The organism is Kocuria rhizophila, from assembly GCF_003667225.1.
GTDB lineage: Bacteria > Actinomycetota > Actinomycetes > Actinomycetales > Micrococcaceae > Kocuria > Kocuria rhizophila.
In genome coordinates this window covers 15,034-27,122 of sequence record NZ_RCOM01000027.1, presented here as the reverse complement: position 1 = coordinate 27,122, position 12,089 = coordinate 15,034, and the positions used below count along the sequence as shown (strand labels likewise).

General features: G+C 73.0%; 6 protein-coding genes and 1 pseudogene. 5 read left to right on the top strand and 2 right to left on the bottom strand.

Features of this window, described 5'->3' with window-relative positions; all coding sequences use genetic code 11:
* The 3 genes and pseudogenes from D9R02_RS12170 to hemL form a co-directional block, all read left to right on the top strand.
* A pseudogene (locus D9R02_RS12170) lies at positions 1-181 on the top strand (uroporphyrinogen-III synthase); the annotation flags it as partial.
* 16 nt (positions 182-197) lie between these two features.
* Complete coding sequence (gene hemB / locus D9R02_RS05645) at positions 198-1,202, top strand: porphobilinogen synthase (RefSeq protein ID WP_019309450.1); 1,005 nt, start codon at positions 198-200, stop codon at positions 1,200-1,202.
* A 66-nt stretch (positions 1,203-1,268) separates the two neighbouring features.
* On the top strand, positions 1,269-2,588 hold the full coding sequence (gene hemL, locus D9R02_RS05640) for a glutamate-1-semialdehyde 2,1-aminomutase (protein WP_121241020.1): 1,320 nt from the start codon (positions 1,269-1,271) through the stop codon (positions 2,586-2,588).
* Between the two features lie 119 nt (positions 2,589-2,707).
* Here hemL and D9R02_RS05635 read toward each other — a convergent pair whose 3' ends face one another.
* Entirely contained in the window at positions 2,708-3,406 is a 699-nt protein-coding gene (locus D9R02_RS05635; protein ID WP_102613164.1) for a 3'-5' exonuclease, read from the bottom strand.
* A gap of 447 nt (positions 3,407-3,853) precedes the next feature.
* Between D9R02_RS05635 and D9R02_RS05630 the strand changes: the two genes are divergently transcribed.
* Positions 3,854-7,405 carry a UrvD/REP family ATP-dependent DNA helicase gene (locus D9R02_RS05630; protein WP_244246341.1) on the top strand — a complete coding sequence of 1,184 codons (3,552 nt, stop codon included), beginning with the start codon at positions 3,854-3,856 and terminating at the stop codon, positions 7,403-7,405.
* On the top strand, positions 7,402-10,887 hold the full coding sequence (locus D9R02_RS05625; RefSeq protein ID WP_121566508.1) for an ATP-dependent helicase: 3,486 nt from the start codon (positions 7,402-7,404) through the stop codon (positions 10,885-10,887). The genes D9R02_RS05630 and D9R02_RS05625 overlap by 4 nt, the downstream gene beginning before the upstream one ends.
* On the opposite strand, the gene D9R02_RS05620 is transcribed toward D9R02_RS05625, so the two are convergent.
* A complete protein-coding gene (locus D9R02_RS05620; protein ID WP_224764829.1) occupies positions 10,836-12,065 on the bottom strand; it encodes a macrolide 2'-phosphotransferase in 1,230 nt (409 codons plus the stop codon). The two genes, D9R02_RS05625 and D9R02_RS05620, sit on opposite strands and share 52 nt — an antisense overlap.
* Positions 12,066-12,089 lie beyond the last annotated feature (24 nt).

Below are 12,089 nucleotides of genomic sequence, written 5' to 3'. Positions count from 1 at the left end.
GGCGGGCACCGCGGGGATCGCGATCGGTGGGCCCCCCGCCCGCGCGCTGCGTGAGCGCGGCCTGACCCCCGTGGCCGCCGCCCAGCCCACCCCGGAGGCGCTCGCCGACGCGGTGGACCACGCCCTCGCGGACCGCCGAGGTGCTCCCAGGACGACCTCTCATGACACAACGATTCAATGAACCAGGAGATCTGCAGATGAACGACGACGTGTCGTACGACATCGTGTCCCGCCCCCGGCGCCTGCGCACCACCCCGGCCATGCGCCGGTTCGTGGCCGAGACGCGGCTGGACGCCTCCGACCTGATCCTGCCGGTGTTCGTCAAGGAGGGGATCACCGAACCGCAGCCCCTGACCTCGATGCCCGGTGTGGTGCAGCACAGCATGGACTCGCTCCGGCGCGCCGCCGCGGAGGCCGTGGAACTCGGCCTGGGCGGATTCATGATCTTCGGTGTGCCCGAGACCCGGGACGCCGAGGGCTCCGCGGCCCTGGACCCGGAGGGAGTTCTCAACCGCGGCATCCGTGCGGTGCGCGAGGAGGTGGGGGACGGCGTCGTCGTGATGGCGGACCTGTGCCTGGACGAGTTCACCGACCACGGCCACTGTGGCGTGCTGGACGCCCAGGGCCGCGTGGACAACGACCGCACCCTGGAGATCTACGGCCGGATGGCCGTGGCCCAAGCCGAGGCCGGGGCGCACATGCTGGGGCCGTCCGGGATGATGGACGGCCAGGTGGGTGTGATCCGCGCCGCGCTGGACGCCGCGGGCCGCGAGGACGTCTCCGTGCTCGCGTACACCGCCAAGTACTCCTCGGCGTTCTACGGCCCGTTCCGCGAGGCCGTGGACTCCACGCTCACCGGGGACCGCAAGACCTACCAGATGGATCCCGCGAACCGGCGCGAGGCGCTGCTCGAGCTGCAGACGGACCTCGCCGAGGGCGCGGACATGGTCATGGTCAAGCCCGCGATGAGCTACCTGGACATCCTGCGCGAGGTCGCGGATGCCTCTCCGGTTCCGGTGTCCGCGTACCAGATCTCGGGGGAGTACGCGATGATCGAGGCCGCGTCCGCCAACGGGTGGATCGACCGCGAGGCCGCGATCCGCGAGTCCGTGCTTTCCATCAAGCGCGCCGGGGCCGACTCGATCCTGACCTACTACGCCGCTGAACTCGCCCGCCGCCTCCGCCAGGAGAACGGCCGGTAACTGCCCACCCGCCGCGCCCGCGCGGTGCCCGGGACACGGTCCCGGCGAAAGGAATGACGTGATCTCATGAGTGTTTCCCAGGAACTGTTCGACCGTGCCCGCCGCGTGATGCCCGGGGGTGTGAACTCGCCCGTGCGCGCGTTCAACTCCGTGGGCGGCACCCCGCCATTCATCGCGGCCGCCAAGGGCCCGTACCTCACGGACGTGGACGGCCGCGAGTATGTGGACCTCGTGTGCTCGTGGGGCCCCGCCCTGATCGGGCACGCGCACCCCGTGGTCACCGAGGCCGTGCACGAGGCCGTGGAGCGCGGCCTGGGCTTCGGCGCCACCACGCGTGGCGAGACCGAGCTCGCGGAGCTCGTGGTGGAGCGCGTGGCACCGCTCGAGGAGATCCGCATGGTCTCCACGGGCACCGAGGCCACCATGACCTCCCTGCGCCTGGCTCGCGGCTTCACCGGCCGTGACCTCGTGGTGAAGTTCGCCGGCTGCTACCACGGCCACGTGGACTCGCTGCTGTCCGAGGCCGGCTCGGGTCTCGCCACGCTCGCGCTGCCGGGCTCCGCGGGTGTCACCGAGGCGACCGCCGCACAGACCCTGGTGCTGCCCTACAACGACGTCGCCGCGCTCGAGACCGCGTTCGCCGAGCACCCCGGCCAGATCGCCGCGGTGATCACCGAGTCCGCACCGTGCAACATGGGCGTGGTCACCCCCGAGGACGGCTTCAACGCCGCGATCCGCCGCATCACGCAGGCGGACGGCGCGCTCATGATCCTGGACGAGGTGCTCACCGGCTTCCGCGTCCACGAGGCCGGGTACTGGGGTCTCAGCAACGCGGCGGGCGAGAGCTGGGCGCCGGACCTCTTCACGTTCGGCAAGGTCATCGGCGGCGGGCTGCCCACCGCGGCCCTCGGCGGCCGCCGGGACATCATGGAGCACCTGGCCCCCAACGGGCCGGTCTACCAGGCGGGCACGCTGTCCGGGAACCCGGTGGCGATGGCCGCGGGTCTCGCCACTCTCAAGTGCGCGGACGCGGTGGCCTACCAGACCATCGACCGCCGCTCCGAGCAGCTGCGCGCCGGACTGCGTGAGGCCCTCGACGCCGCCGGGGTGGACTACTCCATCCAGGAGGCCGGCAACCTGTTCTCGGTGGCGTTCGGAACCCGCGCCACGGGCGTGCACGACTATGCGGACGCCAAGGGCCAGGAGGCCTTCCGGTACACCCCGTTCTTCCACGCGATGCTGGACGCCGGCGTCTACCTTCCGCCCTCCGTGTTCGAGGCGTGGTTCCTCTCTGCGGCGCACGACGACTCCGCGATGGACCGGATCCTCTCGGCGCTGCCGGCCGCGGCGCGGGCCGCCGCGGAGGCACAGCCCCCGCAGGCCTGACCCGGTCCTGCATTTCCGGTTGTGCCCGGACCGGGTGTCCGGGGCGGGCACGCACGCGCGGGACGACGACGGCGCGGCACCCTGAGAGGGGTGCCGCGCCGTCGTTCCGGGGGAGTGGTCTACGGGCGCGGGTGGACGGGCCACGTGCCGTCCACGACCGCGGCGGGATCCTTGCGGCGGAAGTACTCCTGCAGGGACGCGGCCTGTTCGGCCGCCCACCCGATCTGCGCCCCGTGCAGCGCGGCGGCGGGCTGACGGAGCTCCGCGAAACGATCGGCCAGGGCGGCGGCGAGCCGCTCGGTGGCCAGGGCGTCCGCGGCGGAGGTGTGAGCGGCGTCGAGCACCACGCCGTACTCCTCGCAGAGCGCACCCAGGGTGCGCTTGCCGCGGCGGTAGCGGTGCACCTGCTTGTTGAGCACGAACGGGTCCAGCACGGGGAACGGCTCGGGGGCGGGCAGGCCGTGGCGCTCGGTCTCGCGCGTGAGCACCGTGAGGTCGTACGCGGCGTTGAATGCCAGCACGGGGATCCCGGCACGCCAGAAACCGGCCAGCACCGCGCCCAGTTCGGAGGTGACCTCGGCCGCCGGGCGGCCCTCCGCCCGCGCTCGTTCCGTGCTGACCCCGTGCACGGCCGCGGCCTCCTCCGGGATCTCAATGCCGGGGTCGGCGAGCCACTCCCACTCCTGCTGCACCTCTCCCGCGGGGGAGACCAGCACCACGGAGGCCGTCACGATGCGCGCCTGCTGGGGATCACGCCCGGTGGTCTCCAGGTCGAAGCACGCGCGGGGGCCCTCGTGCCACGGGCCGCCCGCCGCCACGACGCCGCTCGCGACCGCACCGTTCGCGACCGTACCGTTCGCGGGGCTCGGTGCCTGGGCCCCTGTGGAGGAGGTGCCAGGAACGGACCCCCGCGGAGCAGGTGCCGGTCGCGTCACTGTCTTCGAGGACCTGGGCGTCTCCGAGGATGCGGGGGCCGCACCCGGCTTGGACGCGCCCGGCCCGCTCGATCCCGACCCGTGTGATGCTGCCCCGGTCGATCCGTTGCGGGGCACCTCGATGGTTTCGGGGACCGGATCGAAGAGCGAGGGCTGCTCGGGCGCGGGTTCGGAGCGACCGGCGGCACCCGGCGCGGCGGGCGGCTCCGGGGCGTCGAAGAGGGCGGGCTGGGCGGCGTCGTCGGAGTGGTTCGGGGAGGACATGGCACCACGGTACTGGGTGTGACCCACGCCCTTATGCGTGTCGGAGGCACGTGGTGGGATGAGCCCATGCGAACGCAGCGAGAAGCCTCCTGGCGTGTCCTCCCGCCACGCGGCACGGACACCGCCCAGGTGCCCGTGGAGCTGGACCCCGCGCAGCGGACGGTGGTGGACCTGCCGGCCGGGCACGGGCCCGTGCTGGTGCTCGGAGCACCCGGAACGGGGCGCAGCACCGTGGTCGTCGAGGGGGTGGCGCGTCGGATCGCCGCGGGCACGGATCCCCAGCGGATCCTCGTGCTGACTCCCTCCCGCGAGTCCGCGGCCACGCTGCGGGACCTCGTGAGCCGCCGGGCCGCGGCCACCATCAGCACCCCGCTGGTTCGGGCCTGGCAGGCGTACGCCTTCGACGTCCTGCGTCGCGCGCAGTCGGAGGGGCTCATGCCGGGCATCGACCTCCCCCCGGTGCTGCTGTCCGGGCCGGAGCAGGACGCTTTCCTCGCGGACATGATGCGTGGTCACGCCGCTGGTCTCGGCGGCTCCGTGGTGTGGCCCGCGGACCTCCAGGACGCGCTCGGCACGCGGGGATTCCGCGGTCAGCTGCGGGAGCTGTTCGACCGCATGAACGAGTACCGCGTGGAACCCGAGCAGCTCGCCGCGTGGGCCGAGCCCCTCGGCCACCCGGAGTGGCGCACCGCGGCCGCGTTCCGCGCCGAGTACCAGCAGGTCCGGGCACTGCGCATGCCCAACGTCTTCGACCCCTCCGAACTGGTGGACCGCGCCGCCCGTGTCCTCGAGGAGAACCCCGAGTTCCTGGCGCGGGAGCAGCAGCGCCTGGACGTGGTCGTGGTGGACGACCTGCAGGAGGCCACCCGCTCCGTGCACCGGTTGATCGGCGTGCTGTGCCGCGGTCAGGACGCGGTGCTCACCGCCAATCCGGACACCACGGTGCAGGGGTTCCGCGGCGCACGCCCCGAGGCGCTGCGCACCCTGGAGGACCGCGTGGGGACACCCGCCCACCCCGTCCAGCGCCTGCACCTGCACACGAGCCACCGCATGTCCCGTGCCGTCAACGAGGCGTGGCAGCGCGTGGCGCGGGCCGTTCCCGTTGTGGCGGGAGCACGCACCGACAGAGCACCGGAGCAACCGGCCGACCCGGAAGCCGAACCCTTGGTTGATCCCCCCGCCGGTCCTCCGGACGAGCACGCCGCCGGCGTTGCCGCATCCGTGGCCCCCGCGGCTACGGCCGCACGCGCGGTCGCACCGGACGGGGTGCGGGTGGCCACGTTCGAGTCGCCCACGGCCCAGTCGCGCTGGTGCGCGGACCACTTCCTGCGGCTCCACGTGCTGCACGGCGTCCCCTACCGGGACATGGCGGTGATTGTGCGCAGCGGCCCTCAGCTGTCCGCGCTCACCCGGCTGCTCTCGTCCCTGGGTGTTCCCACCACCACGTCCGCCGCGGAGACCCCGTTGCGTGACGAGCCCGCGGTGATTCCGCTGCTGGACGCCCTCCGGCTGCTCCTGGCGGCGCAGGAGCTGCCCGGCGACCATCACCAGGTTGAGGGCCCATCCCCGTCCAGTGGGGCGGACGACTCACCACCGCGGGAGACGGACCAAGCCGGGGATGCAGACACGCCGCACGAGGAGCCAGCCGCCCGTGACGAGCAGACGAGCCCGCGCACCGTGCTCACCGCTGCCACGGCGGTCTCCCTGCTGACCTCGCGGATCGGTGGCGCCTCCCCCATGGAGGTGCGCCGCATCCGGCAGCGGCTGCGCGGCTACGAGCTGCGCACGGGCGGGGGGCGCACGAGCGACGACCTCCTCGTCCAGGCCCTCGGGGACGGTGTTCTGCTGGAGCTCGCCGAGGTCCGTTCCGACGCCGCCGCTCGGGTCGCCGACATGCTCGAGGCCGGCCAGGCCGCGCTGGACGCTCCCGGTGCCACCGCGGAGTCCGTGCTGTGGGCGCTGTGGGAGGCCTCGGGAGTGGGGCCGCGCTGGCGGCGTCGTGCGCTGGCCGGGGGAGCGGAGGCCGTGCGGGCGGACCGGGACCTGGACGCGGTGGTCGGGCTGTTCGAGGCCGCCGAGCGCTTCGTGGACCAGGTTCCCGGGGCCACCGCTCGGGCGTTCATGGACTACATGGACCACCAGGAGCTGCCCATGGACACCCTCGCGGCCAGGGCACCCGCGGAGGACAACGTGTCCGTCACCACCCCCGCCGGGGCCGCGGGAAGGGAATGGGCGCACGTGGTCGTGGCCGGCGTCCAGCAGGGGGTGTGGCCCAACACCGCCCTGCGCGGGCAGCTGCTCGGCACGGAGGTCCTCACGGACGCGCTGGACCACGGCCCCGAGCAGGCCACCCGGCTCGGTGCTGTGGACCGGTTGCGCCAGGTGCGCTTCGACGAGCTGCGCCAGTTCGCCACGGCCGTCTCCCGCGCCCGCACGAGTCTCACCGTCACGGCGGTGGCCACCCAGGACGAGCAGCCGTCCGAGTTCGTGGACCTCGTGGCACTGGGCCGCGGTGAGGAGACGGGCATCGCCGTCGAAGCGCTCGACGCTCCGAAACCGCTCACCCTGCGCCAGCTGACCGGAACCCTGCGGCGGACCCTCCACGCGGAGGACGTGCCCCGGACCCACAGGGAAGCGGCCGCGCGGCTGCTCCACGAGTTCGCCACGGCCGTGGACCCCGTGGCGGGTGCCGCCCCCGAGCAGTGGTGGGGAGTGAACCCCCTGACCACGGAAGATGCGCTGTTCGACCCCGAGGAGGCCGTGCGGGTGTCACCGTCCAAGATCGAGACCGTGCACCGCTCGCCCCTGGACTGGTACGTGAGCGAGGCCCGCGCCACGGAGACCACGGACCTCAAGCGAGGGCTGGGCACACTCGTGCACGACATCGCCGAGCACATGCCGGACGCGGACGCCGTGGAGCTGATCGCGGAGCTGCGCCGCCGGTGGCCCTCCCTCGGGATGCCCGAGGGGTGGACCGGTGCGCAGGAGCTCGAACGCGCCGAGACCATGCTGCGGAAGTTCGCGCAGTACGCCCGGGAGATGCGCACGCAGCACGAGCGCGAGCTGGTCGCGGTGGAGGGGAGCTTCCAGGTTCTCGTGCGCAGCCCCGCGCGGGACGCGCTGCTCACGGGGCGGGTGGACCGCCTGGAGGTGGACGCCCACGGCCGCCACGTGGTGGTGGACCTGAAGACCGGCAAGCACAAGCCCACCAAGGACGACATCCCCGAGCACCCGCAGCTCGCCGCCTACCAGGTGGCCCTCCAGGCCGGCGCCGGGCAGGCCATGCAGGACAGCGTCCAGAGCGAGGACCTGCACGGCACGGACCGTCCCGAGCGGATCGAGCTGCCCGAGGGCACGGTGCTCACGCAGCCGGGTGGAGCGCTGCTCGTCCAGCTCGGTGACGCCACGGCCAAGCCCGGCGTCCAGCAGCAGGACCCGCTGGACGAGGACCACCAGTGGGCCCGGGAACTCATCGCCCAGGCGGCGCTTCTGATGGCCGGGACCCGGTTCGAGGCCCGCCACACCGCGGAGCAGGAGAACGGCGGCCACGGCAGATCGTGCGCGGTGCCGTGGTTGTGCCCGTTGTGCGCGCAGGGCAGACAGGTGACGGAGAAATGACCATGCAGGACTTCACCCCGGGGGACATCAGGTTCTCCCCGCAGGACATCGCCGAGGCCCTCGGGGAGCACCCGCCCACGGAGCAGCAGGCCGAGGTCATCGCCTCGCCCCTCACGCCGCGGCTCGTGGTGGCCGGTGCCGGTTCCGGGAAGACCACCACCATGTCCGACCGCGTCACCTGGCTGGTGGCCAACGGGCTGGTGAGTCCCGAGGAGATCCTGGGCGTCACCTTCACGCGCAAGGCCGCCGGCGAGCTCTCGCAGCGGATCGCGAAGAAGCTCCGCATGCTGCGCAGCACGGGTCTGCTCACCGAGCCCGAGGAGGACGAGGACGCTCCGGGGGCCGTGCAGGAGCCCACCGTGAGCACCTACCACTCCTACGCGAACTCCCTGGTGCGCAGCTACGGCCTGCGCTTGGGCATTGAGTCGGACACGGTGCTGCTCGGGCAGGCCCAGACCTGGCAGCTGGCGAGCGACCTCGTGCGCGGCTGGGACGGTCCCCTGCCCGAGTCGGTTCCCGCCGTTGACACCCTGACCGGGGGACTCATCACCCTGTCGTCGGAGGCGTCCGAGCACCTGGTGGAGGCCCACCGGATCCGCGAGTTCGTCCAACGCTTCCGCCTGGCGTGCCAGGACGTCCCGCCGGACGGCCGCAAGAAGTCCCCGGGGGACAAGGTGGTGAAGGCCCTGTCCCGCATGGAGCAGACGGACGTCCTCGCGCAGCTGGTGGAACGCTTCCACGCCGTCAAGCGCCAGGAGTCGGCGCTGGACTACGGCGACCTGCTCTCGCTCGCGGCGCGCATCGTCCGGGTGGACCCGCACGCGCGGACCGTGGAGCGGGACCGCTTCAAGGTCGTGCTGCTGGACGAGTTCCAGGACACCTCGCACGCCCAGCTGGCGCTGTTCTCCGGTCTCTACGGGGACGGGCACTGCGTCATGGCCGTGGGCGATCCGCAGCAGTCCATCTACGGCTTCCGCGGCGCCTCGTCCGGGCAGCTGTTCAGTTTCGTGGAGAACTTCCCGCTCCGCGGGGCGGACGGTCACTCCCGGTACGCCCCCACGAGCTTCCTCACCACCGCGTGGCGCAACAGCCTGTCCGTCCTGGACGTGGCCAACGCCGTGGCCGCACCGCTGCGCACGGCACCGTCCTGGAGCCGGTCCGCCGCGTCCGTGGACGTGCCCCCGCTGGATCCCGCCCCCGGCGCGGTCCGCGGACGCGTGCGGGTGAGCCGCTACCTAACGGACACGGAGGAGGCCCAGGCCACCGCCGGGCTGATCCACGAGCAGCGGGCCGCCCACGAGGGCCAGCCTCTCGAGGAGATGCCCACCATGGCCGTGCTGTGCCGCCGCAGGGCGCAGTTCGAGCCCCTGAGGCTGGAGCTCGAGGCTCTCGACATCCCCTACGAGGTCGTGGGGCTGGGCGGGCTGCTGCACACGCCGGAGGTCAGCGACGTCGTGGCCATGCTGCACGTGCTCACGGACCCGGGCCGTTCGGACGCCCTGGCCAGACTGCTCGGGGGGGCGCGCTGGCGTCTCGGCGCGCGGGACCTCGCCGCGCTGGGGGACTGGGCGGCCGAGCTGGAACGGCGGCACGAACGCGCCGCGCGAGGCGAGGAGCCCACCCCCTCGGAGACCGGGGCCCCAGGAACCCGGGACACCCCCACGGGCGAGGACGCCGGCGACGTGGTGATGGCCGATGCCGTGGACGGCTCCAGCCTGATCGAGGCGCTCGAGACCCTCCCGCGTGACGGCTGGGTGTCCTCGCGGGGCCGCAGCATCACCCCGGAGGGCATGCGTCGGCTCCGGTCGCTGCTTGCGGACGTCAAGGCCCTGCGGGAGGTGCTCGGGGACGAGCTGACCACCGTGATCCACGAGGTGGAGACGGTGCTCGGGCTGGACATCGAGCTGGCCGCGCTGCCCGGGGAGGATCCCGCGACCGCGCGGCGCAACCTGGACGCCTTCACGGACCAGGCGGTGCAGTTCTCGGCCACCACGCGCACCCACGACGTCGCGGCGTTCCTCGCCTGGCTCGAGGCCGCGTCCCGGGAGGAGAACGGTCTGGACCTGCCGCCCTCCCACACCCGGCACGACGCCGTCCAGCTGCTCACGGTCCACGCCTCCAAGGGCCTGGAGTGGGACCACGTCTACGTTCCGGGGCTGAACCAGGACGACTTCCCGTCCAAGAACTCCTCCGCGTGGACGGGGGACGCCGCCAAGCTCCCCTGGCCGCTGCGCGGCGACGCGTCGCAGCTGCCGGAGTGGGCACCGCGGGTGGATGACGTGCGGGAGCTCGAGGCGTCGTTCGCGGAGTTCACCGAGGACGTGGCCGAGCACGACCTGGGGGAGGAACGCCGCCTGGCCTACGTGGCCTTCACCCGCGCCAAGACGCTGCTGGAACTCTCCGGTTCGGTGTACCGCGGCACCGGCAAGAAGCCCAAGGCGGTCTCGCCGTTCCTGGAGGAGGCCAGGGACATGGCGGAGGCCGCCACCCCGGGGTTCGAGGAAGGACCGTGGGCTGACGGTTCCGAGGCGGACGGCAACCCCCAGCTCGACACCCGGGTCAGCGCCCTCTGGCCCTACGACCCCCTGGAGGGCCCCACAATCACCCGCACCTCACGGGACGCGGACGGCAGGCTCACCGAAACGGTTCTGCCACCGGCACACGCGGGCCGCCGCGCACGGGCGGAGGCGGCCGCGCAGGCCGTGCGGGAGGGAGGCTTCCCGGAGCTGCGCGAGCTCTCGGACGAGGAGCTTGCCTCTGGCCCCGAGGGCGCCACCGTGCGGCGGTGGCGGCACGAGGCCGAGCTGCTGCTCGCGCGACGCGCCGACCCCGACCGCCCGCGCACCGTGCACATGCCCTCGCACGTCTCGGCATCCGCACTCGTGGCCATGGACAGCGATCCCGAGGGGTTCGTCAGCGGGCTGCGCCGTCCAATGCCCCGGAAACCGGGATCAGCGGCCCGGGCGGGGACCGCGTTCCACACGTGGGTGGAGAACTTCTACGGGGACGCCGCCATCTTCGACCTGGACGAGCTGCCCGGCGCGGACGACCACGTGGACGAGGACCTCGACCTTCCACGACTGACGGAGACGTTCCGGGCGAGCCCGTGGGCCACGCTGCAGCCCTTCGCGATCGAGCTGCCGGTGGAGACGCCGGTGGGTTCGCTCACGGTGCGAGGGCGGATCGACGCCGTGTTCCGCACCCAGGACGGGTGGGAACTCGTGGACTGGAAGACCGGGCGGGTCCCGCACGGCCGGGACCTGCGGCAGAAGTCCGACCAGCTCGCCCTCTACCGGCTCGCGTTCGCACGGTGGCAGGGCGTCCCGGTGGAACGGGTCTCGGCTGCGTTCTACTACGTGGCGGAGGACCGTGTGGTGCGCCCCCACGACCTCGCGGACGAGGAGCAGCTCGAGCGCATCGTGGCGTCCATCTACCGTCGGGGAGGAGCGCCCTCGTCAGACGAGACGCCCGATACTCCGTGACCGTCACCGTGACCGTGAGCTGAGCCCTCCACCTCAGGGGCACCCTCGCAGGTGGCCTCCGCGCCGGTGGTCTCCTCACCGGTGGCTTCCCCGCCGGGCCCGGACTCGTCCGCGGGGACGTGCGTGCCGGTCTGCGGCGGGTCCAGGGCGCTCGAGCCGGCCCCGGACGGGATCGGTTCGTCGAGCGGGCCGGGGACCCCCGGGGAGGGGGACTCGCTGGCCCGCACGTCGCGCGCGAGCGTGTCCAGCATGCGGCGCGCGTTGTCCACCATGGACGGGATGTCCCGGTCCACGCCGCGCACCAGCCACTCGGCCAGTGCGAACTCGGCCTTGAGGTGCGCGCGGCGCAGCAGGTGGCGGTCGGGCGGCTGGACGGCGGCCACGGAGTAGGCCTCCAGCACGGTGTCCGCGAACGTGGAGTCGCTCATGCCCACGAGCCACGAGAAGTCCTCGGCGGGATCTCCCACGTGCAGGTCGCTCCACCCGGTGAAGGAGGCCAGGGACCCGTGGTCCACCGTGATGTTGTCCTCGTGCAGGTCCCCGTGCACCACGCGGGTGGAGAACTGCCACAGGGTGGTGTCCTCCATGGCCTCCTCCCAGCGGCGCAGCAGCTGGCCGGGGATCTGACCGGTGGTGGCGGCGCGGTCGAGGTCGTGGAGCATGCGCTTGCGGCACTGCTCGGCGCTGTAGGCGGGCAGGTCCGCATCCATCACGAGCGCGCGGGGCAACGAGTGCAACGCGCCCAGGGCCCGGCCGATCTGCACGGCGATCGGCGCGCGCGGCGTGGCACTCGGGGACGGAGCGTGCAGGGGCGGCTCAGGGTGGGTGTTCTGCCGCTGCAGCTCAGCCAGGCTGAGCGTGGCACCGGGCAGGTGGGAGTACACGAAGGTGCGCAGCTCGCCCCGGGCCACGGACCCGGCCACGGAGGGCAGGTGGAACGGCAGGTGGGAGCGGATGGAGGGCGTGAAGGCCTGCAGCACCAGGTGCTCGGTCTCCAGGCGCATGCTCGCCTCGGTGGTCAGGGGACTGCGGACGCGCCAGCGCTTCCCGGCGGCGTCCTGGACCACGCAGGACCGAAAGTCCGCGGCGTCGTCGGGAGAAGGACCGGTGGCCACGGGGGCCACTCCGGGCACGGCTGCGGCGGCAATGGCGGCTAGCAATTCGGGGGTCGTTCTCACCCCGTCCACCCTACCGTCCGAGCC

Excerpts from the sequence above, each read along its gene's own strand:
- hemB (WP_019309450.1), top strand. The coding sequence starts at position 198 with ATGAACGACGACGTGTCGTACGACATCGTGTCCCGCCCCCGGCGCCTG.
- hemL (WP_121241020.1), top strand. The coding sequence starts at position 1,269 with ATGAGTGTTTCCCAGGAACTGTTCGACCGTGCCCGCCGCGTGATGCCC.
- D9R02_RS05630 (WP_244246341.1), top strand. The coding sequence starts at position 3,854 with ATGCGAACGCAGCGAGAAGCCTCCTGGCGTGTCCTCCCGCCACGCGGC.
- D9R02_RS05625 (WP_121566508.1), top strand. The coding sequence starts at position 7,402 with ATGACCATGCAGGACTTCACCCCGGGGGACATCAGGTTCTCCCCGCAG.